Source organism: Arthrobacter cryoconiti, from assembly GCF_020905375.1.
Taxonomy (GTDB): domain Bacteria; phylum Actinomycetota; class Actinomycetes; order Actinomycetales; family Micrococcaceae; genus Specibacter; species Specibacter cryoconiti.
Genome location: NZ_JAJJBU010000013.1, coordinates 137,296 through 161,090 on the forward strand (window position 1 = coordinate 137,296; position 23,795 = coordinate 161,090).

Here is a 23,795-nt window from a genome sequence, read left to right on the forward strand (position 1 = left end):
GGACGCTGCGAGCGTAGTGGTCCCGACGAAAAGGAATAGACCGTGACCGAATTCGATATTGATCGCTCCGCCCCTGTCCTCGTTAAACAGGGGGTGACGATTCACGCGCCCCAGGATTTGGTTTGGCGCTTGCTCATCGACGTCGACAAATGGACGAGCTGGCGCTCGGATGTTGATTCGGCGGAGTTGATGGGTGACTTCGAGACGGGCCAGATGTTCCGGTGGAAGACCGAAGGATTGGAGATTGACTCCTGGATTCGCGAAGTCCTTCCTCTCCGACGTGTGGCGTGGGGCGGAACGGCGCAGGGAATCGTCGCGGCACACACTTGGCTGTTCCTGCCAGTGGAGGGCGGGGTCCGTATTGTTACGGAGGAAAGTTGGAGCGGGAAAGTCGTCGATGCGGATCCTGCAAGTGCGCAATCGATCCTCGAAGCAGCCATCGCCCTATGGCTCAGCGAACTACAGCAAGCAGCCACTGGCAACGTCGTCGCAGGAAAACCGGCTGGCTCGAGGTAACTACGGTTTCATTGTGCAGCTGATGCGGGTTTGACGGAGTTACACCCGCATCAGCTGCACAATGAGTAACACCTTAGAGCTCAGTGACGTCAACCAAATTTTCGTAGAAGCACACGTACCCAGCGATCTCTGCGGCAGGAGCCAGCGGGGAGACGTAACTCCACGCAATATCGCCTGAAACCTCCGTTGTGTGTGCCAACTTCCAATAACTGGCGGTTCCCTTATACGGGCAGAGCGTGGCGGAGTCCGTTGGTACCAGGGCATCCCAATCGACGTCGGCTGAAGGGAGATAGATCCGCTCCGCCATGCCGGTCTCGAACACCATGACGGGGTTAGTTGACTCCGCGAGCACCACTTCACCCACCGTCACACGCACATGCCGGGAACTATGGCGGATATCCACCCGGTGGAAAGGATCGCGCGGGTGGGACTGGACGGAATCCTCCTCCTCGAACCAATCAAAAGCGTCCGAATCGAACTCAATGTAGCCCTCAAGATCAGGGTCTTCAAGCCGAAAAGCGGCGCCGCTGGCTGTTTCACCGCCAGCGGAGACATCCAACGGCATCCCCGGGGTGCTGTGACGGCTAAATGGTATGCCGGGGTGGGCGGCACGCTGATTGGAGTTTTCAGCTGACACTGGTGCGCTGGGACTGAGCACGCCAAGAACGCCGTCGGCCGGGACTGCGTAGCACGGGACTACTCGCCGAGGCTCCCAGATGATGACGGCTCGCCGGGAATCGAGTACCGGGACACCGCCGAGGAACGCGCGGATGTGTTTAGTGGTTGGCTCATACCGCAGTTCACGGGCGAGGTCGTGCAGGGATGCGGAAATTTTGGTCGCCATGACTAAATCGTGCACGCTTTGCCCGGGTTTGTCGAGTGAATTGGACGGTGAGCGCCGCAAGTGACGGTCCTTTAGTGGTGCAGGCCCTGAAAAGACATGGTGATGACGTCATCAGCTAGTTTCGACGCCGAGAGCGCACCGCCGGGCCTGTACCATTCCACAATCGAGTTGATGGTGCCAAAGAGCAGCCTCGTGATGGTGCTCGGGGCAAGATCGGTGCGCAACGATCCGTCCTGCTGGGCTGCGGAGACCAGTTCTGTAATAGTGCGGTCAAAAGTGCGTCGCCGCGCCAGGGCGTCGCGCTCCATCTCGGTATTACCACGTACTCGCAGCAGAAGAGTGACGAAGGCAAGCCTATCTACCAGGACGGCGATCGTCCCCCGAAGCACAAACTCAAGCCGGGTGTCGGCTGGGCCGGACAGGGCGCCGTCGAGCTTCAACACGGCCTCCAATCCACCCAAAGCCTCGTCCAAGGCCAGTCGCAGCAGGTCCTCCTTGGACGGGACATGATGGTAGATGGCCGACTTGGAAATGCCCAGGGTCTCGGCCAAGATGCCCATGGAGGTGGCTTCGTAGCCGTGCTTATTGAAAACCTCAACGGCGATCTGCAGCACAGACTGTTGGTCGTAACCGGGACGGCCCCGTTTGGAGGCGGTGGCGTGAGAGGTGGCGGTGGTGGGCATGGCTCTAGTTTCTCACGCGCGGTTATCGTAGATGCGCTTGAGCTTGCCGTTGGAGCGCTCCAACGATCCTGGGGCAACAACATCAACAACGCAGGTGGAACCGATATGGATCTTGATCTGGGATTTCAGTGCGAGCGCACCGGCCGCCCATTCTTGCGCCGTCGTATTCTCGCGCGGCTCAATGTGAATTGTCATTTGGTCCATGCGTCCCGCACGGGTGAGCTCCAGTTGGAAGTGCGGGCTCAGTACCGGGATGCGCAGCGCGATTTCTTCGATCTGTGAAGGGAACATGTTCACCCCGCGCAGGATGATCATGTCGTCGCTGCGCCCAGTGATGCGAGCCATTCGACGCATGCCGGGACGCGCCGTCCCAGGTAGAAGCCGGGAGAGATCCTTGGTCCGGTAACGGATAATCGGCAGCGCTTCCTTGGTCAGCGACGTGAAAACAAGCTCGCCTTCTTCGCCGTCAGGACGGATAGAGCCCTTGCCCACGGAAATATCGAACGGATCGATGATCTCGGGTCGGAAATGGTCTTCCCAAATGTGGTTACCGTCTTTGGTCTCAACGGACTCCCCGGAAACGCCCGGGCCCATGACCTCGGACAGGCCGTAGATGTCGCAGGCCTGCAGATCCATGCCTTGCTCTAGCTCGCGGCGCATCTCCTCGGTCCACGGCTCCGCCCCGCACACGGCAAACTTCAGCGACGTGGCGCGCGGATCGATCCCTCGGCGCGTCATGGCGTCCATGATGGTCAGAAGATAGCTGGGCGTGCACAAAATGGCGTCTGGTTCAAAGTCCGTGATCAGCTGAATCTGCTTTTCCGTCTGCCCACCGGACATCGGAATGACGGTGGTGCCCAGGGCTTCGGCTCCGTAGTGTGCGCCCAGCCCGCCCGTGAAGAGGCCATAACCATAGGCGTTGTGGACCTTCATGCCCGGGCGCACACCGGAAAGGCGCAGGCAGCGTGCCATGAGGTTGGCCCAAGTCTTGATGTCATTGGCGGTATAGCCAACCACGGTGGGACGCCCGGTGGTTCCTGAGCTGGCGTGGATGCGCACCACGTCACTTTGCGGCACCGCGAACATGCCGAAGGGATATTCTTCGCGCAGGTCCTCTTTGGTTGTGAACGGGAAATTGGCCAGATCCTCCAGCTCCACCAAGTCTTTCGGGTGGACGCCTGCCGCATCAAACTTGCGCTTGTACAGTGGCACGCGATCATAGGCGTACGCCACGGTTTCCTTCAAACGGGAAAGCTGAAGCGCCTCCAGCTCATCGCGGCTTAGGAGTTCGACGGCGTCCGGCTGGGACAGGTTGGTTTGTTGGGTCATGGTTGTGCTGACCTTTCCGGTGCTGCGTTCTGGGTGGGGGTTTGCTTATTAGGTATGGTGCGGCAGCGGCCGCGGAACTCGGCCACGACGCTGTGTTGTGAATCGTCCAGCAGAACTTGGACGTCGTAGAGGCCGCTGCGTCCTTGCTGATGACGGCGGTTGGCTACGGCTGTGAGGCGTTGGCCGGCCCGGGTAGGCAAAAGAAAATTCACGTCGACGCCGGAGGCCACGGTGATGGTGGCATCGTCGCCGTCGGCCGTATTGCAGGCCAGTGCGAAGGCTGTGTCGGCGAGAGAAAAGACCATTCCGCCATGTGTGATGCCAAAGCCGTTCATCATCTCCGCCCGCAATGTCATCGTGATGGTTGCATGGCCGTCGTCCAAGGCCAGAACCTCAATCCCCAGCCATTGTGAAGCGGCGTCGTTGCGCAGCAGTCGATGTGCCACGTCGGAACCGGCTAGCACCATGTGTTTCTCCTCACGTAGCTTACCGAATGTTCATTAGGTAATACCCTTACGGGCTGTTCTGTCAACAACACTCGCGCAACAATGGCGCCGATTGACGAGGTCTGCGTCACACTATATCCTGAACGAACGGTCGGTAAATAATTCAGCATGATCCAAGGAGGACCCGTGGCACAGAACTCGGAGCCCAACAGCTCGGGCGCAAGCATCAAGTCAGTCAGCAGCGCAGCTAGCGGTAAGGCCGTACTGGACGGCCTTACCCCTGATCCTGTGCAGCTCGCCGGTCAGGAGCACTTTGACGCCGTCTTGGCCAAAGACTCCCGCGTGGAGCCCAAGGATTGGATGCCTGATGCTTACCGCCGTTCGCTGGTGCGCCAGATCTCCCAGCATGCGCACTCGGAGATCATCGGAATGCAGCCTGAGGCAAACTGGATCACGCGGGCACCGAGTCTCAAGCGCAAGTCGATCCTCATGGCCAAGGTTCAGGACGAGGCTGGTCATGGGCTCTACCTTTATTCGGCCGCTGAAACGTTGGGTACCACCCGTGACGAGATGATGGATGCCCTCGTGGCCGGCAAAGCCCGCTATTCCTCCATCTTCAACTACCCCACTGTGACGTGGGCAGATATGGGCGCTATCGGCTGGATGGTGGATGGTGCTGCTATCTGTAACCAGGTACCTTTGTGCCGTGCTTCCTATGGGCCGTATGGCCGCGCCATGGTCAGGGTGTGCAAGGAAGAGTCCTTCCACCAACGGCAGGGTTTTGAGATTCTTTTGGAGTTGGCTAACGGCACCGCTGAGCAGCGCGCCATGGCCCAGGACGCGGTAAACCGCTGGTACGCCCCGTCTTTGATGATGTTTGGTCCGCCGGATGATGATTCTCCCAATTCCAAGCAGTCCATGGCGTGGAACATCAAGCGCTTTAGCAATGACGAGCTCCGTTCCCGCTTTGTTGGAATGCTCGTCGAGCAGGTCAAAGTATTGGGCCTAACGCTTCCTGACGATCAAGTGCGTTTCAACGAAGAAAGCAAAACGTGGGAACACGGACCGCTGGACTGGGATGAATTCAAGGAAGTATTGGCCGGTCGTGGCCCGTGCAACGCCCAGCGTCTAGAACGTCGCCGCACAGCTCATGAGGAAGGCGCCTGGGTCCGTGAAGCGGCCGTCGCCTACCACCAGAAGCAGCAGGACAAGCAGAAAGCAGCAGCGTAAAGATGAGTGCCCAAGACGCATCGCAAAGCACAGCGCAGGATACCCAGGCAACTGCCCATCGCTGGCCACTGTGGGAAGTATTTGTCCGCTCCAATCGTGGCCTGAGTCATGTCCATGCCGGTTCCTTGCACGCACCAGACGCATCCATGGCGTTGCGTAACGCACGGGATTTGTACACGCGGCGCAATGAGGGCGTGTCCATTTGGGTAGTCCCGTCTGAAGCCATCGCTGCCTCTGATCCTGATTCCAAGGGTTCATTCTTTGAATCCCCACAAGGCAAGGACTACCGCCATGCCACTTATTACACCAAGAGCGAAGGGGTGAAGCACCTTTGACACCACATGCAACAAACCTAGGAGACTCTTCAGCCTCCGCCACTCGCATCACCCCCGGTAACGCACTTCGGCCCGAAGATATTGTCGAAGCCACGCGCTTGGGTACGGTGAAGCCGTCCGAGGACGTCGCCGAATACGCACTCCGTCTTGGCGATGATGCCTTGATACTGGCCCAACGCTTGGGCCACTGGATTTCCCGAGGTCCCGAACTTGAAGAAGACGTGGCCTTGGGCAATATCGCCTTGGACCAGCTAGGGCATGCACGCTCCTTCCTTAGCTACGCTGGTGCTGCTTGGGGTAAGACCGAGGACGATCTTGCCTACTTCCGCCGCGAACCTGAGTTCCGCTGCGCGCATTTGTTCGAGCAACCCAACGGCGACTTCGCTGTCACCATTGCTCGCGCGTTCATTGTGGCCAACTACCAGTTCCTGCTGTACCGCGAACTGAGCAAATCCACTGACTCAATGCTGGCAGCCATCGCGGCTAAGGCCGTGAAGGAGGTGGATTATCACCTTGACCACAGCACCCAGTGGGTTCTTCGTTTAGCTGGCGGAACCGATGAATCTCGACGCCGTATGGTGGCAGGGTTGAATCTCATGTGGCCGTTTGTCGGTGAGCTCTTCCAAGACGACTCGCTGACAGCGCGTCTAGGCGCGGCCGGCGTCGTTCCTTCGAGTTTGAAAGACGAGTTTGACCGGTCCACGGGTACAGTTTTGGCTGAGGCGGACCTGGATGTCAGCGCCTTGCACATGTCTACCGGTGGTGGACGGGCAGGGCGGCATTCGGAGCATCTCGGCTTCGTTCTGGCAGAAATGCAGGTGCTCGCACGCGAATTCCCCGGGGCGAGTTGGTGAGTGCCGTGGCTACACGTGGCTCCGCTGCAACCCAAGAAGACGCAGAACAACTAGCTTGGGACTTAGCAGCAACGGTGTGCGATCCTGAGATACCGGTGTTGAGTATCGCCGACCTTGGCATATTGCGCCGTGTTGAAGTGTTCTTCCCGGATGGGGTAGGCGCTCTCAAGCCTGCCGTGCAAGTCACCATCACGCCCACGTATTCGGGCTGTCCAGCCATGGACGCCATCCGCGATGACGTGACGAGCGTGTTTACGCAGGCCGGGTACTCGCAGGTGGACGTACGTTTAGTACTCTCGCCCGCTTGGACTACTGACTGGATGAGCGCGGAAGGCCGCAGAAAGCTAGAAGAGTATGGAATTGCACCTCCTAGCGGGCACTCGCGCGCAGGTGGACATAGCGGCCCCATCCGATTGGCGCTGGCCGTAAAGTGCCCGCAATGCCAGTCGCTGAATACCAAAGAACTTACCCGGTTCGGCTCCACGTCCTGCAAGGCGCTCTATGTGTGCCAAGACTGCAAGGAACCCTTCGACTACTTTAAGGTTCTCTAATGAGCGTTCCGGCTGACGCCGCTGCCCGACGCAGGGCATCTTTCCACGAACTGAGTGTTTCTGCGGTCCGCCGCTTGACCGAGGATGCCATCGAGGTCACCTTTGGAGTCCCGCCCGAACTAGCAGGCTACTTCGACTATCTCCCTGGACAATACGTGGCCTTGCGCATGCAGATGCCCGATTCCGATGGCGTGGACCGTGAGGTGCGGCGCAGCTACTCCATCTGTGCCGCTCCCGAGGAATTTGCGGACGGCAGCTCCGAGATCAGGGTTGCTATCAAGCGAGACATTGGCGGAGAATTTTCCACCTGGGCAAATGCTGAACTGGCCGCCGGAGCCGTCATGGAGGTCATGAGCCCTATGGGTGCCTTCATTTCCAAACACGGCGACGTTTCCAATGTGCTCACAGACATGAACCATCCAGAGTCCATGGTGCGAAGGACCGGAAACTACGTAGCCATTGCTGCGGGCTCTGGTATTACCCCGGTTATGGCACTGGCTCGTTCGCTCCTCATGGGGAATCCTGATACCCGCCTGGATCTGGTTTACGCCAACAAGGCCACGATGGATGTGATGTTCCTTGAAGAATTAGCGGACTTGAAAGATCGATACCCACAGCGTTTTGCCTTGCACCACGTCCTCTCACGCGAGCAGCGGATCGCACCTCTCATGAGTGGGCGTCTTGACGCGGAAAAGCTCGAGGCTCTGCTGGGAACGGCTATTCACGCGGATGACATCGACGAATGGTTTTTGTGCGGTCCCTTTGAACTCGTCCAACTATGCAGGGATGTTCTCGAAGCCCGTGGTGTTCCTCGGGAACTAGTTCGCTTTGAGTTGTTCACCACCGGACGCCCCGATAGGCCCGAAGGCCAGGCCGGACGGCCAGTTATCGTGGATGACTCCGAGTCCACCTACAAGATCACGTTCACTCTGGACGGACTCACTGCAGATGTTCAGAGTCCGACCCACTCCCGCGAGTCAGTCCTCAACGCAGCTCTCCGGGTACGTCCGGACGTACCGTTTGCCTGCGCCGGGGGAGTGTGTGGCACCTGCCGTGCGAAGCTGGTTTGTGGCACTGTGGAGATGGAAGAGAACTACGCGCTTGAACCGGAAGAAGTTGCTGCCGGGTACGTACTTACCTGCCAGTCCCGGCCCACCACACGTGAAGTCACCGTTGACTACGATGGCTAGGCGTACCCCTAAACCCAGGAGTAACCGTGATTGATTTTTCCATCGACGCCGGAGTCGGCGAGATCGTACTGAACGCTCCGTATAAGCTCAATTCGCTCAATGAGGCCGATCTCATTGAACTCAGCGCAGCCTATGACGAGGCCGCGCTCGCAGTGGATTCCGGTGCAGTCCGTGCCCTGCTGCTGCACGGCGAAGGACGTGCATTTTGTGCAGGGCGCGACATCGCAGAAGTTGACGGCTCAACCGATGATCCCACTGCGTATTTGCAGGAGCTACTCACGCCGCTTCTGAAGAAAATCAGCGAATTTCCGGCACCAACCTTCGCTGCAGCCCAAGGTGCTTGCCTCGGGGTGGGGCTGGGCCTTCTGATCGCCACCGATGTTGTGTACGTGAGTGAGAATGCGAAGTTCGGTTCGCCGTTCGCTAACCTCGGCGCCGCACTAGATTCCGGGGCGACCTGGCTGTTTACGGAACGTCTCGGTGCGCACCGCACCATGGATCTGATCTACACGGCCGAGTTGATGAGCGGTGCACAGGCAGTGGCAGCAGGTATGTTTAGCCGTGCCAAGCCGGCTGAGGAACTTCTCGGATTCACCCGCGAGGCTGCTCTGAAAGCAGCAATAGGGCCAACTCTTGCGTTCAACGCCAGCAAGGAAGTGCTTGCGCGCATCCAGAAGGACAGCCTAGGGCTATGGGATGCCGTCGAACTGGAAAATCAAGCACAGGTGAAGCTCTCCAAGACAAGGGATTACGCCGAAGGATTCGCCGCATTCGCTGCCAAGCGTAAGCCTGAATTCACCGGTCAATGAGCTAGTTGAGGCTTCAGCTCAGCGCGCGGGTGCCGGCGGGCAAAACGCCGTCGTGCATCAACTGCGTAGCAGCGTCCGCGATCGCTGTCATGGCCACCCGCTGGATCCACGGCCCGTAGGAAATACGTGCCACCCCAAGCTCGGCGAGCTTGGACGGTGTCAGCGAGCCTGGGACATTGATGACGCTCAGTAGGCCTCGGCCAATCCCGTCCACGAGCGACTTGACCGTGGGCTCATCCAGTTTTCCCGGGACAAAGATACACGTGGCGCCAACGTCCAAATAGGCCCTGCCGCGTTCGATCGCTGACTCAAGAAGTTCGCTCGGGTCACGATCCCCAGCCAGGAGGAAGGCGTCAGTGCGGGCGTTGAGGACAAAATCGATTCCTTCGGCGGCTCCGGCGCTTGCCGCCTCTTTCATCCGAGCTACGGACAGGGCCAGTGGCAGCATCTGGTCTTCGATATTGGCGCCAACTATGCCCACTCCTATGGCTTTGCGAACTGTCTCTGCCGGATTGCCATAACCGCGCTCCAAATCGGCGGTGACAGGCAGATCCGTGGCAGCGGCAATTCGCCCCACCGCTTCAATCATGGTGGCGACGGGGATGTGCTCGCCGTCGTCGTAGCCGTAAGAAGCCGCAATCGAGTGGCTTGCCGTGGCCAACGCCTTGGTGCCAGGCAGATCCGAGATCACCTTGGCGCTGATGGCGTCCCACACATTGGCCAGCTGGAGAATTGCCGGATCCTGATGGAGTCCAAGAAGCGTACTGGCCTTGCGTGCGGTGTCCATATTGTGAGCCTAACCCTGTAAAAGAGCGAACGATGGCGCGGCATGCCAAGCATTTTAGGAAGTCGTGCCGCGGTGGCTAGTTGCCGCTGGCGCTCTTCACTGCGCGGCCCTTCTTAGCTGCGGCCTGAATTTCGGCCATATACGGCGCCACCACGCTGCGTGAGATACGGCAGTCGGCTAAAAAGACGCCATGGGCGCCGTCCTTAACCCAGTGGCGCAGCGCGTCCAAGTCTTGATGAGACTGGACCACTGAACTGGCTGCACCCATGGCAGCAGCCATAGCTGCGAAGTTAACCTCAGGGATCAGCATGGGTTCTTGTGCCAGGCCCAGCGTCCCATATTGGTGCACTTCGGCACCGTAAGCTGCGTCGTTGAAGACAATGATGATCCCGCTGCGGACAGTGCGGATCATGGACTCCAAGTCGGCCAGGGCCATGAGGAAGCCGCCGTCGCCCGTGGCCAAAACCACGGTGGCCGCCGGAGCGGCTACCCCAGCACCCACAGCGCTAGCTAGACCCAAACCAATGGACTGGTACGCCGTTCCCACCAGGTTCATCCTCTGTGGTCCGGACGTTTTCCAAAACATGGGAGCCCAGCCAATGAAGTGCCCGCCGTCCTGGACTATAACGCGATCCTGAGGGAGGACTGCGTCCAGTGCGCCAGAGAGCGCGCGGGGGTCAAGGCGCCCATCTGGGGCGAACTCGCTGCCCTGCTCCCGGTCAAAGACGGCAGTCAAGCGATCCCCCAGGCGGTCCCGCCATCCGGTGTTCGCGGGAGCCTGGGGGACGCGGGCCAGCAGTGCCTCGCCGGTGGCCCGGGCGTCGGCGCACAGATGAATGTCTACACGTGGATTGGTTGGAGTGGGGGAAAGATCTACCTGGATGATGGTGGCGGCCGCGTTGAAGAGGTCACCGAAGCGCATTGTGAACTGGTTGAGAGACGCTCCAGCCACCAGCACGACGTCGGCCTCTGCCATGAGCGCTGCGGACTCTTCGCTAGAGAAACCTCCAGCAACACCTAAATCACCGTGCCGGCCGGGCATGAGCTCGCAGCCCAAGACGGACCCCGCATTCAAGGCGCCGATCCGGTCGGCTAGATCGCGCAGCGCGGCCCCGGCCCCGGACAATGCCGCTCCCCGCCCTGCGAGCACGAGTGGCCGCTGCGCGCCCGTTAGCAGCGCGGCTGCCCGATCCAACGTGGCCGCATGCGGTAACGCCGCCACCGGAATGTTGAGGGGATGCTCGGGAGTGAGATCTCCCTCAGTAATTTCAGCGGTGGCTAGATCGTACGGGATGGCCAGAACCACGGCGGTCCGTTCCGTCAAAGCATGGGTCAGGGCAAGGCGGGTGATGTGGCCTGCGTTATCGGCTCCCACCACAAATGTGGGAGCACCTACCGAGGATGCGATCCCCGCCTGGTCAATATCCCAGGGCCGCTTCCCTGAGGTGGGGGCATCACCGGTAACAAGCACCAAAGGAGTTCTGGCCTGGACCGATTCCGCCAGGGCAGTGATGGCGTTGCTGAAGCCCGCACCATAGGTGGTGGTCGCTACGGCCAACCGGGAGCAGACCCTGTAGTGCGCGTCTGCCGCCGAAACGGCTGCCGCTTCGTGACGTACGGGCGTAAATGTCAGCGATGTACTAGCCGCGGCGTCTAGGAAGTAGGCGTTGCCGTTTCCCATGACACCAAAGATGTGACTGGTGTGAAAAGAAAGAACGTCAGCAATACGCGCGGAAACAGTGGTCATGGGAACTCCTGGTCAACAAAATAGTGGTCATAAATGCCATATATGTCTGCGGGGAGTCCCGGTATCGCCCTTTTTTCGGGAGACCGTGCCGTGCACGTAACCGCTTGAGGGTATCGCCCACCGGCACCCGAACGCAAGCAGCAATGAGATGGTGCCTGTGCTCTAACGGTTATCTAGGTCTTCAAAGATCAGGAAAGTCTGGGTGTCTTGGACCCCGGTCATTGATTGGAGTTGATCAAAGATAACCCGTCGCAGACCCGTATTGTCCTCGGCGCGGACCAGCAACATAACGTCAAAGTCTCCGCCCACTAACGCAATGTGCTGCACTTCAGGAATAGCGCGCAGCTCCTCTTTGAGCTCCCGCCAAGCATGCTGACTCACCTTTAGGGTCACATAGGCAGAGGACTTCAAGCCTGCTTTGACGGGGTCAACGAGCGCCGTGAACTTAGTCAGCACGCCGGAAGAGGTCAGGCGAGAAATCCGTGCATAAGCGTGAGCCCGGGAAATATGAACGTTCTGTGCCACGGCACTGACGGAGAGCCTGCCGTCGCGGGTGAGTTCCGTGATGATCCTGCGGTCCACGTCATCTAGTGGGAGTGCTGAGGTTTCTGGCATGGTGCTCCTCGGGGGATCAAGACAAGCTGATCAAGACATGCTGATCAAGACAAGCTGCGTGCGTAATGCACATCACAATCATATTTTGTCTGTGAAAATAGGGCAATTCGTGTCAAACATCCAGAGATTGTGGAACTCGTGGATACAAAACGACTTCTGATTCCATACTAGGAGAACATAACATCTTTGTGCGTAACTCCTTGGGAGGAGTGGAATCCAATGACGAACCACCCGGAATTCATCGAGAATACGGCTAACGATGGGCGGGCGGAAGGCAATCTCCTTCCTTCGGTGCAGCCCGTCCAACTAATTGCCCCGGAGGGCACCAAGCACCCGGAATCCGCTACTGCGGGCTGGAAAGAACGGTACGCGCTGCCGAGTGTAGACACCTTGCTGGAAGGCTATGGCCGTCTTGTCATGGGGCGACGCATCAACGATCAAGCCAATGCTCTGGTGCGTCAAGGACGAATGGCGGTGTATCCGTCATCGTTTGGCCAAGAGGCCTGCCAGGTGGCAGCTGACATGTGTTTGGATCAGGATGACTGGCTCTTCCCGACTTACCGGGACACCGTCGCCATCCTAGGCCGCGGGGTGGACCCTCTCGAGGCGTTTGAATCGCTGCGTGGAGATTGGCACAGTGGTTTTGACCCGAAAGAATACAAAACGGCACTTCCCGCAACACCGCTGGCAACTCAGCTTTTGCATGCCGTAGGTGTGGCCCATGCCGCCAAACTACGCGGAGAGGACACGGTGGCGCTTGCCCTGTGTGGCGATGGCGCCAGCAGCGAGGGTGACTTCCATGAAGCCCTGAACTTTGCTGCCGTCTTCCATGTCCCGGTAGTTTTCCTCATCCAGAATAATCAGTACGCAATTTCCGTCCCGCTGCGTCAGCAAAATGTTGCGCAATCCTTGGCCCACAAGGCCATTGGCTACGGTATGCCGGGGGAGCGCGTAGACGGCAATGATCTGGCGGCCCTTCTGTCCGTGGTGGGAGCAGCTGTGAAGCGTGCTCGCGACGGTGGCGGCCCCGCACTCATCGAGGCGCACACGTACCGGATGGAATCGCACACCAATGCCGATGATGCCACCCGTTACCGCTCCGCCGAGGAAGTGGCCTCCTGGGCACCGAAGGATCCGCTGCTCCGGCTGCAAAAATACCTGCACGACGCCGGGGAGCTAAGTGCCGATGACGCCGAACGTTTCGCAAGCGATGCGGAAGCGGTGGCCAAAATTTTGCGCGATGGCCTAAAGACGGAAACGTCACCGGATCCCGCCGATCTTTTCAGATACGTATATTCAGAGCCCACACCGCAGCTGCACGAGCAGTCGCGGATGCTCGCAGATGAGCTCGCTAGCGCTCTGGCACCCGAAGGAGTCTCGTCATGACCACTACGGCCAATCGGACCAAGCCCGCGGCCCGCGCCTCAGGTGCGCCAGCCGGCGTCGAACCCGTCCTCACCGGCGTGCAGACCATCACGTTCGCGAAGGCACTGACCCTGGCCATGGCCGACGCTATGGAGGCGGATACCTCTGTGCTCGTCTTTGGTGAGGATGTGGGCACCTTGGGCGGCGTATTCCGCGTGACGGATGGCCTAACGCGTAGATTCGGTCCGGAACGCTGCTTTGACACGCCACTGGCAGAAGCCGGCATTGTGGGCATGGCCACCGGAATGGCAATGAACGGGATGCGTCCCGTGGTGGAGATGCAGTTTGACGCATTCGCCTACCCCGCATTTGAACAGATCACCAGCCACGTGGCGAAGATGGGGAACCGGACGCGTGGGCTTGTCCGCCTGCCCATGGTCATTCGTATCCCGTATGCGGGCGGAATCGGCGGCGTCGAGCACCACTGTGACTCTTCGGAGGCCTACTATGTGCATACGCCCGGGCTGACGGTTTTGACGCCGTCGACCGTCACGGACGCGTACGTCATGCTCCGTGACGCCATCGCCTCCCCGGACCCTGTGGTGTTCTTGGAGCCAAAAAAGCTGTATTTCACCAAGGACACGGTGGACTTGGACGAGCTCCGTTCACGGTACGACGCCGACGCTTCCGTTTCGTCTTCAATTGGAACGTCCGTTGTGGCCAGGGAAGGCACCGACGCTACTCTGATCGCGTATGGCCCGTCCGTCTCCATTGCGCTCGCTGCTGCCGAGACCGCCGCTACTGAGGGACGCTCACTGCAGGTAATCGATGTCCGTTCGCTGGTGCCGTTCGACGACGAGGGGGTCTGCGCCGCAGTCCGCTCCACCGGTCGCGCAGTGGTCATCGCCGAAGCGCCGGGCTTTGCCTCGATGGCTGCAGAGATCGTGGCCCGCATCCAAGAGCGCTGCTTCCATTCCCTCGCGGCCCCTGTGCTGCGAGTGACCGGATTCGATATTCCGTACCCGGCCCCGCGGCTGGAAAAATATTACCTTCCCGGCGTGGACAGGATCCTGGACGCCGTCGATAACCTGCAATGGGAGAACTGATGGGCCTGCAAGTATTTATGCTGCCGGATCTGGGTGAAGGACTCGTCGAAGCTGAACTGGTCACCTGGCTTGTTTCCGTCGGCGAAAGCGTCCACGTGGACCAGCCAATCGCCGAAGTGGAGACCGCTAAGTCAGTTGTTGAGGTGCCATCTCCCTACGAAGGCGTAGTAGACACGCTGCACGCGGAGGAAGGCGAGACCATGGAGGTCGGCAAACCGCTGATTTCCATTGCAGCTGTTGGAGCTCAGAGCGGTGGAACTGAGCCGGTTGAGGCTGTTGACGAAACCCCTTCCGGCTCTGGCAACGTTCTCATTGGATATGGGACCTCCGACCACGGCGGAACAGGAAGGAGCCGGCCCTCACGGTCTCAGCGCATGAACCAGCATGCAGCTGCTGCGGCTGTTACTCCCGCGCAGCCACTGGCGCAGCTTGTCGTCTCACCTCTGGTGCGCAAGATGGCACGGGACGCTGGGCTATCTCTTACGGAGATTTCTGGTTCCGGTACTGACGGTCTGATCATGCGCCGCGATGTGGCGGAAGCTGTGGCAGCCAACCAAGCGACAGCCCCGCAGACCGAGCACCCCGCTCCCTCGATACCGCCCAGCGGATCACCACTTACCGAGTCTGCTGGATCGGTCAGTGTCAGTGCGAAAGCCCAGAACGGTGTGCTTGACCCGCGCACCGGGCTGCGCGTTCTGGCGCAGACTCCGTTGTCCGGGGCGAAGAAGGCCGCGTCAGTCGCCCTAGCCCGCAGTCGGCGTGAGATCCCTGAGGCCACCGTCTGGTTGGACGTTGATGCGACTGCGCTCATGGACCTGCGTGCCGCAATGAAGGCCAAACACGGGTCAGCGCCGGGTGTGCTGGCCTTTGTGGCACGTTTTGTTACGGCTGGGCTGGCACGCTTCCCGCAGCTGAATACTCAACTTCTCAGCGCAGACGGCACCGAATCCGTGGTCGAGTTTGATGGCATCAATTTAGGTTTTGCCGCACAAACTGAACGTGGATTGGTGGTCCCCGTGCTGCGCAATGCAGAGGGCCGCAGTGCCCGTGAACTGGACGCTGCACTGCGCACGCTTACGGAGACAGCGCGCTCGGGCAAGGCCGGTCCGGCTCTGCTTTCAGGGGGCACGTTTACGGTGAATAACTACGGTGTGTTTGGTGTGGACGGCTCAGCGGCCATCATCAACTATCCGGAAGCCGCCATGCTGGGGCTGGGGCGAATCCTGGACAAACCGTGGGTGGTGGACGGTGAGCTCTGTGTGCGCAAGATGACCGAGCTGACCCTCGCTTTCGATCACAGGGTCTGCGATGGAGCTGTAGCTGCGGGTTTTCTGCGTTTCGTTGCCGACGCCATGGAAAACCCTGCTGGAGCCCTGGCCGACCTCTAAGCGCTAACAGGACGGCACCTCAAAACTTTTTCACCCTAGGCCTGTGCTTTTGCTGCACGGGTCTAGGGTGGAGTGAGTGAGCAAGAACGCCCGTCCAGGAGACTTCAGTTTGTGGTCCATCGCCATTCCGGCGTTTGGGCCATCCCTTTTGTTTGGGATTGGCGAGGGCGCCATCTTGCCGGTGATCCCGCTCAGCGCCCGTGACGGAGGTTCTTCCCTTGCCGGTGCCGCACTGGTTGTCTCACTTGTTGGCATAGGGTCACTGGTCAGTAACATTCCGGCGTCGATCATTACAGCCAAATTTGGTGAGCGGCGTGGCATGGTGGGCGCGGCTGTGCTGAGCATGGTGGCAATGCTGATGTGTGTGTTTGCCCCCAATCTCGTGGTCTTCGCTTGTGGCGTGTTCTTGATTGGAGCGGCCTCCTCCGTTTTCAATCTGGCTCGGCAAAGTTACCTGACAGAGGCAGTTCCGCCGTTTCTGCGTGCGCGGGCCATGTCGATGCTTGGCGGTGTGGGGCGGATCGGGCTGTTTGTTGGGCCCTTCATTGGCGCACTCGTCATTCACCTTGGCGGCCTTGCGGGTGCGTACTGGGTGGCCGCCATTGCCGCCTTGGCTGCGGGAGCTGTGGCGTGGAGCCTGCCCGATTTGGTGAGCGCTCAAGGCGAGCCCCCTGCCGGTGCTCCTCCGAAGATCAGGACTCTTGTTTCAGCACACCGCAAGGTGTTCCTGAGTGTGGGGATCGGGGTGTTGCTGGTAAGTGCCGTGCGGTCCTCGCGGCAAGTTGTGGTGCCGTTATGGGCAGATAACTTAGGGCTGAACCCTGCCACAACATCGCTGATCTACGGTTTGTCCGGGGCTATCGACATGCTGGTCTTTTATCCGGCAGGAAAAATCATGGATAAGAAGGGGCGCATTGCAGTGGCTGTGCCTTCCATGCTCTTTATGGGCATTTCCTTACTGTTGATGCCCTTGAGCACTGATGCCGTTTCGTTGTTGTTGGTTGCTTTACTGATTGGTTTTGGCAACGGCATTGGCTCCGGATTGATTATGACTCTGGGTGCTGATTACTCCCCACGCAACGGCCGTGCCCAGTTTTTGGGAATTTGGCGATTCCTCGCTGACACGGGCGGCTCTAGCGGGCCCGCTATCTTGGCTGCGCTCACGGCCGTGGTCTCCCTGTCCTTCGGCATTGCTGCCACGGGCCTTTTAGGTCTCGCCGCCGCGGCAGTCCTGGGATACGCAGTACCGCGCAACAAACCCGTGCCACGATAGCTCCCGTGACCTGGCCGCTTAGCCTGATTGCCGGCGTCGTACCTGGTGGTTCATGAATAAGATACCCGCCAACGCCAGACCATACCCGACGGCCACTATCGCGCCCACTCCGGAGAGGAAATAACGGGTGGTGCTGTCGGTGGGATTGCCGGAAACTGAGTGCAGCAGCAGTGCTGTCGCGGTTGAAGCAAGCACCGTAAAAATACCTGAAATGAACCCCCACCAGCGGCTTGTCGCCCAATGTTGGTTCGAGCCCAGCCACACATTCCAGCCTCCATCGCAGCGCAGGATGAGCCATGCGGCAGCCAGCGTCCAGATGGAAACAAGGAAGAAGGCAGCGAGCACGTCAGCGGGTCGATGCCACTGGTTAATGAGTGTGGAAATTCCGGCAAGAACGGCGTAACTCGAACCCAAAAACGCGGTGGCTGGACGCCACCTAGGGGAAACGACCAAGAATACCGCCGCCGCAGCACTGGCCGCCAGAGTGCTGTGCCCGGACGGCAAGGAGTTCAGCGCCAGAGTTGTCACGCCCATGTCAGGGCGGTTAGGCAGGCCCGCTTTGATTAGCTGCGTGCTCAGATTCGCGGCGGCCATAGCGGCCAGAGCGATCCCCGCAGCTTTCCAGCGCCGCCGTGCCAGAGTCACAAACAGCACAACGAAGGCCGCAATGACAGCGGATGTGACGGGAAGCAGGTCCAATATCTGCGCGGATTGGCTGCCGAGGAACCTGCGGGCGACGGCGGCCTCGACCAGCGCCGATTCATCCAGAAACTGACCCGCCGTGCTTTTGACGAAGAAAACATAAGTGGTCACCAGCCCAGCGAGGCACACGGCAGCCGCAGCGCCGAATGGCGCGGCAGAAACGGGCAGGCGGCTGTTGCCTTTATGCCTTCGGTCTGCATGCTTTTTCATCCTGACAAGGGTCCCACAACTTCATGGGAGGATGCGGTGCGCCGCGCTACAGTGAGGTGATGCCTTCCCTTGACGAATTGCTTGAGTGCGCCCATGTTGTGACCCTTCCCATGCGTGTGCGCTTCCGTGGCGTGGTGGAACGGGAAATCTTGCTGTTGGAAGGACCCTGCGGATGGGCTGAGTTTAGCCCGTTTGTGGAGTACGACGACGACGAAGCGGCGCGGTGGCTGGCTGCTGCCATTGAAGCTGGCTGGGAGGGCTTCCCTGCGGCCGTTCGGGACTGGATCCCGGTCAACGCCACGGTGCCAGCCGTTTCCGCGGCTGAGGTGCCAGATATTCTTGCCGCCTTCGATTCGGTGCGCACAGTAAAGATCAAGGTTGCGGAGAAGGGGCAGTCCCTGCACGACGACGTTTCTCGGGTAGGTGCCGTCCGCCACCTGCTGCCGGACGCATCGATCAGGGTCGACGCCAACGGCGGTTGGAACGTGGAACAAGCAGTCCAGGCGCTAACAATGCTCAACGTCTTTGGTCTGGAGTATGCAGAACAGCCCGTCCCGTCCGTGGCGGAGCTGGCCCGGGTGCGCCAGATGATGAACGGTGCTGTGCTGATTGCAGCCGATGAAAGCGTGCGCAAGGCCAGCGATCCGCTGGCAGTGGCCCGTGCCGGTGCCGCGGACCTTCTGGTAGTCAAGGCCGCACCACTTGGTGGGGTGCGTCGGGCATTAGAAATTGTCGCTGAAGCTGGGCTGCCGGCTGTGGTCAGTTCCGCGCTGGATTCCTCTGTAGGTATTCGTGCAGGCTTGGCCTTGGCCGCTGCACTGCCTCAGCTACCCTTCGCATGCGGGCTCGGTACCGTTTCTCTCATGGCCGGTGACATCGTCAATCCGAGCCTTGTGGCCGTCGCCGGTGGTATCGCTGTGCGCGAGGTCGCCGCGGACTCGGACCTATTGGCCCGTTTTGCAGCCCCGGCTCAACGCCAGCATTGGTGGCGTGAGCGGCTGGGGCGCTGTCACGCAAAACTGTGATGGACACGGCGATCTAGGCACTAGTTTGGAGTCTTGTGCTGCGGTGATCTTGGGGATGACTAGAGTGGTGGCGTGAGACTTCTAACTTCGATGGATACTGCCAGATACGTGGTGGATGCACTGGAACGGGCAGGTGTCCGCCACGTGGTGGTTTCTCCTGGCTCCCGCAATGCGCCTCTTGCCTACGCTTTAGCTGAGGCCCAGGCGGATGGCAGACTGCAAACGTACGTACGGATCGATGAACGCGTGGCCGGTTTTACGGCACTGGGGCTGGCTCAAGGCTCGGATTCCCCAGCCGCCGTGGTGACGACCTCCGGAACTGCCGTGGGTAACCTGATGCCGGCCGTCATGGAGGCCAACCACTCGGGCACGCCTCTGCTGGTCCTTTCCGCCGATCGTCCACAAGAATTGCGCGGCACCGGCGCCAACCAAACCACTCAGCAACTGGACCTCTTTGGCGAGCACGTTCGGTTTGCTACCGATGTGGCCGCGGGTGACGATCCCAGCAGTGCCGTGGCGACGGCCCTTAGTGCCGCTCAGGGTCGCTTAGAGGAAATTCCGGCCGGTCCGGTGCACGTGAACGTGGCTTTCCGGGATCCTTTGACACCTGCCTTGGACGGCTCGGAGTGGGAGCGGTTGCACCCCATCGTTGAGTCTGTGACGATGCCGGAAATTGGGGCCACGAATGACGTAGCCCCTGTTGCCGAACCACAGATTGTTGAGCCGCCGATGGTGCTGCCGGCATCGAGCCACCGCAGCGTGGTTGTGGCAGGGCACGGCGCGGGTCCGGAGGCGGAACGTTTCGCTCGGACGCTGGGACTGCCATTGCTGGCCGAACCTTCTTCGAACGCCCGCTTTGGTCCCAATGCGGTAGGCCCCTACAGATTATTGCTCGACGGTTTTGGTGCCGATAGCCTCTGGCCGATCGAGCGCGTCGTTGTCTTTGGACGGCCGACTCTTTCGCGGCCCATAGCGAAGCTGTTGGCTAACGCCGAGTTGGAGCGTGCTCTTTACGTCCCCCGACCGGTTGCTTGGTTTGAGGCCGGACGCCGGGCGGAGTTGGTGTTGACGCAGTGGGATCAGGTGGTCGGTTTTGCTGGCCGTGGGCCTGAAGGCTGGCTGAAGGCCTGGCAAACTGCTGGCGCTGCTGCCGAAGAAGCCCTTGATGTGATTCTGGTGAAGCATGCGCAGCCGGAAGCGCCGGTGACCGCGGAAGCGCTCTCTGGCCCCGCCGTTGCCAGGGCTGTCTGGGCTCGCGTGCAGAACGGTGGCGCGGAGGAAGCTGCCGGGAACCTCATATTGGGTTCATCCAATCCCATTCGCGACGTAGACCTGGCTGGCAAGCCCACGAAAAAGGGCACAGCCCGCGTCTTTGCCAACCGTGGGCTGGCGGGAATCGATGGCACCGTGGCCACAGCCACGGGCATCGCTCTGGCCACTGGCGCCCCTACCCGGGTCCTGCTGGGGGATCTTACGTTCTTGCACGACGTCGGCGCGCTGCTACTAGGTACGGACGAAACCGAGGCAGATCTACAAGTCATCGTGTTCAACGACTTCGGTGGGGGAATTTTCTCGGTCCTGGAGCACGGAACCTTAGCGCAGACACCCAACTATGCGCCCGCCGTCGAACGCTTCTTTGGTACGCCCCACGCGGTTGACGTGGCGGCATTGGCGCGTGCCTACGGCTGGGGGCACACACTGGTAAGCACTGAAACGGAACTGACAGACGCGCTCGCAGCAGGTGTCCATGGGCGCAGCATCGTGGAAGTGAGAGCGTCCCGAGTAGATCTAAGGGGTTTGCATGCAAGGATTCGCGCAGCCTTAAGCAACTGACCCGCAATTAATGTTCAAAATCCGGTCAAAAACCTGATTTTTCAACATCTTTTGCGGGTCAGTTGGGGGTGCGGGAATTTAGAGAACTCGGGAAAGGAATTCCTGGGTTCTGTGGTGCTGCGGATTGGCGATGATATCGCGGGGGTTTCCTGATTCAACCACGACGCCGGCATCCATGAAGGTGAGGGTGTCGCCGACTTCGCGAGCAAAACCGATCTCGTGGGTGACAACGATCATGGTCATACCGGAAGCGGCCAGTTTTTTCATAACTTCCAGCACGTCCCCGACCAGTTCCGGGTCAAGTGCTGACGTGGGCTCATCAAAGAGCATGAGTTCCGGTTCCATGGCCAGCGCACGAGCGATCGCAACACGCTGTTGCTGCCCACCAGAAAGTTGGGACGGGTAGAAGTTCGCCCGATCAGACAAGCCGACCATTTCCAACAGTTCCAATGCCTTCAGCTTCGCCGCGGACTTGGACTGGTGCTTGACCTGCGTGGGTGCTTCGATCACGTTTTGCAAGGCAGTCTTGTGCGGGAAGAGATTGAAGCGTTGGAAAACCATACCGATTTCTCGGCGCTGGGCTGCGATCTGCTTCGTCGTCAGGTCATGGAGTTTGCCGTCCACTTCCCTGAAACCGATGAGGTCGTTATGTACATAGATCCGGCCGGCGCTAATGGTCTCCAACAAGTTGATGCAGCGCAGCAGGGTTGATTTACCCGATCCTGACGGGCCGATGATCACCGAGACTTCACCCGGCTTCACAGTCATGTCAATGCCTTGCAGGACGTGGTGTTCTCCGAAGAACTTATGCACGCCTTGAATTTCCACGAGTGGTTTGACGTCAGTGAGTGTCCGCGAAGTGTTGGGGCTGGTGGTCTCAGTCATCATTTTCCACCTTCCGTGGTTCCATCAGCCTGGGCCGGTGGTTTTGTGTGTGCGGCAGCCACGACGGCGGTAGCTTTCACTGGGGCCATCGTGACGTTATCTACACCCTTGCCAAAATGGCGCTCGATGTAGAACTGTCCCACCATCAGTACCGAAGTGATAACCAAGTACCAGAATGCGGCCACCATCAGCAACGGGATCGGCAAGAAGGTACGGCTCGCCAACGCATTTGTCACGAACGTTAGATCCAACGTGAAAGGCACTGCCAACACCAAGGAGGTGGTCTTGAGCATGCCGATGGTCTCATTACCCGTAGGAGGAATGATGACGCGCATGGCCTGGGGCAAAATAATCCGCCACATGACCTTGCCACGGCGCATACCCAATGCCTCAGCCGCTTCCATCTGTCCGTTGTCCACAGACTTCAAGCCGGCCCGGAAAATTTCGGCCAGATACGCGGACTCGTTCAGGCCCAAACCAACAATCGCGGCCACAGTGGCGTTGATGACGGTAGCGGTATCCCAAGAGAGAAGCTCTGGGCCAAACGGAACACCAACGATGATTTTCGGATACAAAGCGCCGATAGAACCCCAAAATAGCAACTGGGTGTAAACCGGCGTACCTCGGAAAAACCATACCCAAACCCAAGATACGTAACGAAACAATGGATTATCCGACTGGCGCATGAACGCCAAAAGGATCGCCAAAACGATCGCGATAATCATTGAGGTAACCGTCAAGATCAACGTCCAGCCCACACCTTGAATGACAAGAACATCAAAAAGGTAAGTTTGGAACGTCTTCCAGTAAAACTTTGGATTGGTCACCATCGACTGAGCAGCCAAAGCCACGATCAGCAAAATAAGGGCCGCGCCTACCCAACGCCACGGATGCCGGACTGGAACTGCGTCAATGAGTTCCAGTCCGGAACCCGAGCGTGGTGTGGACCTACGCTCAAATGCTCTACTCAAGAAACTTAGCCTGCCGTCGGATTCAGGACAGCCTTCTGGATGCCGCCGTCAGTGTTGTTCCACGTGGCCAGGATCTTCTTGTAGGTGCCATCCGCGATGAGCTTGTTCATGACCTTTTCAATGACCTGGGAGAAAGCGACGTCATCCTTGGCAATAGCAATGCCCTGTTCGGCAGCATCGTAAGTGGTACCAAGAACTTCTAGCTGCCCATTGGTCTTGGCCAACGCGTTGTTGATGATGGGGGTATCGGCGCTCATGGCGTCAATGGTGCCGCCAACCAAGCGGGTGGTGACATCCGTCTGGTTCTTAAGGGAGACAATTTCGATGGCTGGCTTACCGTCGGCCACGCACTTGGCAGATCGGTCTTTTACATCAGGGTCTTCTTCCACGGTGCCGGTCTGTACGCCGACCTTCTTTCCGCAGAGGTTATCCATTGTGATCTTGTTGGGGTTGCCCTTTTGGACGGCCCACAGCACGCCAGCATTGAAGTAGCTGACAAAGTTCACTGCCTTGGAGCGCTCGGGATTGATCGTGAACGAAGAGATGCCCAGATCATAGACGGTTCCAAGCTTAGGCAAGATGGAGGAGAAATCAGCGGTGTGAACGACTGCCTTCTTGCCTAGGGTCGCCGCAATCGCCTTGGCGAAGTCGACGTCGTATCCGATGGGGGTCTGGCCGTCTTTGTCCAAGAATTCTGCCGGCTCATATGAGGTGTCGGAGCCGACTTCGATGGTGGCCTTGTCCTTGATGCTCGCAGGCAGCATGGCAATCAGAGCATCGTCCTTGGCGACGGTGGTCGGATCGAATGCGGCAGCGCCGGAGGCTCCTGCGGTGCTACCTGAATTGGCGCCACCGTCCTGAGACGCCGTAGTACAGCCGGTCAGTGCCAGGGCTGCGACGGCGGCAACCGTGGCTAGACGAACGGTCAGCCGAGATGAAATTTGCATGTTTTACCCTTTGTTTCCTATCTGGAGCACAGCGATTGAAATCTAGTGTAGCGCCCTGTGACTTGCATCACGGTAAACGATGTTTCACTATTGAACAACTCTCTGGATGACTTTGCAACACCGAAAGTCCGGATGATGTCTGAAATCCCGGACG

General features: G+C 59.3%; 24 protein-coding genes. 13 read left to right on the plus strand and 11 right to left on the minus strand.

Annotated elements, in window-relative coordinates; translation table 11 throughout:
• The first annotated feature begins 42 nt into the window (after positions 1–42).
• Positions 43–516 (plus strand): SRPBCC family protein, encoded by a 474-nt coding sequence (locus tag LOH53_RS07235; protein ID WP_230067059.1) that lies wholly within the window; start codon positions 43–45, stop codon positions 514–516.
• Between the two features lie 73 nt (positions 517–589).
• Here the strand turns inward: LOH53_RS07235 and LOH53_RS07240 are convergent, their stop codons facing one another.
• The 4 genes from LOH53_RS07240 to paaI all read right to left on the minus strand — a co-directional run bounded on the left by LOH53_RS07240 (position 590) and on the right by paaI (position 3,839).
• Positions 590–1,360, minus strand: a complete 771-nt coding sequence (locus tag LOH53_RS07240; protein ID WP_230067060.1) for a DUF427 domain-containing protein — start codon at positions 1,358–1,360, stop codon at positions 590–592.
• A 71-nt stretch (positions 1,361–1,431) separates the two neighbouring features.
• Positions 1,432–2,043, minus strand: coding sequence for a TetR/AcrR family transcriptional regulator (locus tag LOH53_RS07245; RefSeq protein ID WP_230067061.1), 612 nt, complete (start codon positions 2,041–2,043; stop codon positions 1,432–1,434).
• A 12-nt stretch (positions 2,044–2,055) separates the two neighbouring features.
• Positions 2,056–3,372, minus strand: coding sequence for a phenylacetate--CoA ligase PaaK (paaK, locus tag LOH53_RS07250; protein WP_230067062.1), 1,317 nt, complete (start codon positions 3,370–3,372; stop codon positions 2,056–2,058).
• The gene (gene paaI, locus LOH53_RS07255; protein WP_230067063.1) at positions 3,369–3,839 is read right to left on the minus strand and encodes a hydroxyphenylacetyl-CoA thioesterase PaaI; all 471 of its coding nucleotides are present in this window, start codon (positions 3,837–3,839) and stop codon (positions 3,369–3,371) included. The genes paaK and paaI overlap by 4 nt, the downstream gene beginning before the upstream one ends.
• 243 nt (positions 3,840–4,082) lie before the next feature.
• Here paaI and paaA point away from each other — a divergent pair, with 243 nt between their 5' ends.
• From paaA to LOH53_RS07285, 6 genes are read left to right on the plus strand one after another with little or no spacing between them, the layout of a single operon-like run.
• Positions 4,083–5,048, plus strand: a complete 966-nt coding sequence (paaA, locus tag LOH53_RS07260; protein ID WP_230067107.1) for a 1,2-phenylacetyl-CoA epoxidase subunit PaaA — start codon at positions 4,083–4,085, stop codon at positions 5,046–5,048.
• 2 nt (positions 5,049–5,050) lie between these two features.
• Positions 5,051–5,383, plus strand: a complete 333-nt coding sequence (gene paaB, locus LOH53_RS07265; RefSeq protein ID WP_230067064.1) for a 1,2-phenylacetyl-CoA epoxidase subunit PaaB — start codon at positions 5,051–5,053, stop codon at positions 5,381–5,383.
• Positions 5,380–6,237, plus strand: coding sequence for a 1,2-phenylacetyl-CoA epoxidase subunit PaaC (gene paaC, locus LOH53_RS07270; RefSeq protein WP_230067065.1), 858 nt, complete (start codon positions 5,380–5,382; stop codon positions 6,235–6,237). Before paaB ends, paaC begins: the two co-directional genes overlap by 4 nt.
• Positions 6,234–6,788, plus strand: a complete 555-nt coding sequence (paaD, locus tag LOH53_RS07275) for a 1,2-phenylacetyl-CoA epoxidase subunit PaaD (protein WP_376991766.1) — start codon at positions 6,234–6,236, stop codon at positions 6,786–6,788. Before paaC ends, paaD begins: the two co-directional genes overlap by 4 nt.
• The gene (paaE, locus tag LOH53_RS07280; protein ID WP_230067067.1) at positions 6,788–7,978 is read left to right on the plus strand and encodes a 1,2-phenylacetyl-CoA epoxidase subunit PaaE; all 1,191 of its coding nucleotides are present in this window, start codon (positions 6,788–6,790) and stop codon (positions 7,976–7,978) included. Before paaD ends, paaE begins: the two co-directional genes overlap by 1 nt.
• A 26-nt stretch (positions 7,979–8,004) precedes the next feature.
• Complete coding sequence (locus tag LOH53_RS07285) at positions 8,005–8,787, plus strand: enoyl-CoA hydratase/isomerase family protein (protein ID WP_230067068.1); 783 nt, start codon at positions 8,005–8,007, stop codon at positions 8,785–8,787.
• A gap of 13 nt (positions 8,788–8,800) precedes the next feature.
• Here the strand turns inward: LOH53_RS07285 and LOH53_RS07290 are convergent, their stop codons facing one another.
• The 3 genes from LOH53_RS07290 to LOH53_RS07300 all read right to left on the minus strand — a co-directional run bounded on the left by LOH53_RS07290 (position 8,801) and on the right by LOH53_RS07300 (position 11,936).
• Entirely contained in the window at positions 8,801–9,574 is a 774-nt protein-coding gene (locus tag LOH53_RS07290) for an isocitrate lyase/PEP mutase family protein (RefSeq protein WP_230067069.1), read from the minus strand.
• A 76-nt stretch (positions 9,575–9,650) separates the two neighbouring features.
• Positions 9,651–11,321 carry a thiamine pyrophosphate-binding protein gene (locus LOH53_RS07295; protein ID WP_230067070.1) on the minus strand — a complete coding sequence of 557 codons (1,671 nt, stop codon included), beginning with the start codon at positions 11,319–11,321 and terminating at the stop codon, positions 9,651–9,653.
• 162 nt (positions 11,322–11,483) lie between these two features.
• Complete coding sequence (locus tag LOH53_RS07300) at positions 11,484–11,936, minus strand: Lrp/AsnC family transcriptional regulator (protein ID WP_230067071.1); 453 nt, start codon at positions 11,934–11,936, stop codon at positions 11,484–11,486.
• A gap of 219 nt (positions 11,937–12,155) precedes the next feature.
• Between LOH53_RS07300 and LOH53_RS07305 the strand changes: the two genes are divergently transcribed.
• From LOH53_RS07305 to LOH53_RS07320, 4 genes are all read left to right on the plus strand, one after another.
• The gene (locus LOH53_RS07305) at positions 12,156–13,322 is read left to right on the plus strand and encodes a thiamine pyrophosphate-dependent dehydrogenase E1 component subunit alpha (RefSeq protein WP_230067072.1); all 1,167 of its coding nucleotides are present in this window, start codon (positions 12,156–12,158) and stop codon (positions 13,320–13,322) included.
• The gene (locus LOH53_RS07310) at positions 13,319–14,407 is read left to right on the plus strand and encodes an alpha-ketoacid dehydrogenase subunit beta (protein WP_230067073.1); all 1,089 of its coding nucleotides are present in this window, start codon (positions 13,319–13,321) and stop codon (positions 14,405–14,407) included. The genes LOH53_RS07305 and LOH53_RS07310 overlap by 4 nt, the downstream gene beginning before the upstream one ends.
• Entirely contained in the window at positions 14,407–15,795 is a 1,389-nt protein-coding gene (locus LOH53_RS07315) for a dihydrolipoamide acetyltransferase family protein (RefSeq protein WP_230067074.1), read from the plus strand. The genes LOH53_RS07310 and LOH53_RS07315 overlap by 1 nt, the downstream gene beginning before the upstream one ends.
• A gap of 76 nt (positions 15,796–15,871) precedes the next feature.
• Positions 15,872–17,068, plus strand: coding sequence for an MFS transporter (locus tag LOH53_RS07320; RefSeq protein WP_230067075.1), 1,197 nt, complete (start codon positions 15,872–15,874; stop codon positions 17,066–17,068).
• A gap of 18 nt (positions 17,069–17,086) precedes the next feature.
• Here the strand turns inward: LOH53_RS07320 and LOH53_RS07325 are convergent, their stop codons facing one another.
• Positions 17,087–17,980 (minus strand): phosphatase PAP2 family protein, encoded by an 894-nt coding sequence (locus LOH53_RS07325; RefSeq protein WP_230067076.1) that lies wholly within the window; start codon positions 17,978–17,980, stop codon positions 17,087–17,089.
• Between the two features lie 59 nt (positions 17,981–18,039).
• On the opposite strand from LOH53_RS07325, the gene LOH53_RS07330 reads away from it, so the two are divergent.
• On the plus strand, positions 18,040–19,005 hold the full coding sequence (locus LOH53_RS07330) for an o-succinylbenzoate synthase (protein WP_230067077.1): 966 nt from the start codon (positions 18,040–18,042) through the stop codon (positions 19,003–19,005).
• 90 nt (positions 19,006–19,095) lie between these two features.
• Complete coding sequence (gene menD / locus LOH53_RS07335; RefSeq protein ID WP_230067108.1) at positions 19,096–20,838, plus strand: 2-succinyl-5-enolpyruvyl-6-hydroxy-3-cyclohexene-1-carboxylic-acid synthase; 1,743 nt, start codon at positions 19,096–19,098, stop codon at positions 20,836–20,838.
• Positions 20,839–20,916: 78 nt separating this feature from the next.
• On the opposite strand, the gene LOH53_RS07340 is transcribed toward menD, so the two are convergent.
• The 3 genes from LOH53_RS07340 to LOH53_RS07350 are packed head-to-tail and all read right to left on the minus strand — an operon-like array spanning position 20,917 to position 23,641.
• Positions 20,917–21,723 (minus strand): amino acid ABC transporter ATP-binding protein, encoded by an 807-nt coding sequence (locus LOH53_RS07340; protein ID WP_230067078.1) that lies wholly within the window; start codon positions 21,721–21,723, stop codon positions 20,917–20,919.
• Positions 21,723–22,694, minus strand: coding sequence for an amino acid ABC transporter permease (locus LOH53_RS07345; protein ID WP_230067079.1), 972 nt, complete (start codon positions 22,692–22,694; stop codon positions 21,723–21,725). Before LOH53_RS07345 ends, LOH53_RS07340 begins: the two co-directional genes overlap by 1 nt.
• A gap of 5 nt (positions 22,695–22,699) precedes the next feature.
• Positions 22,700–23,641 (minus strand): ABC transporter substrate-binding protein, encoded by a 942-nt coding sequence (locus LOH53_RS07350; protein WP_230067080.1) that lies wholly within the window; start codon positions 23,639–23,641, stop codon positions 22,700–22,702.
• Between the last annotated feature and the right edge of the window lie 154 nt (positions 23,642–23,795).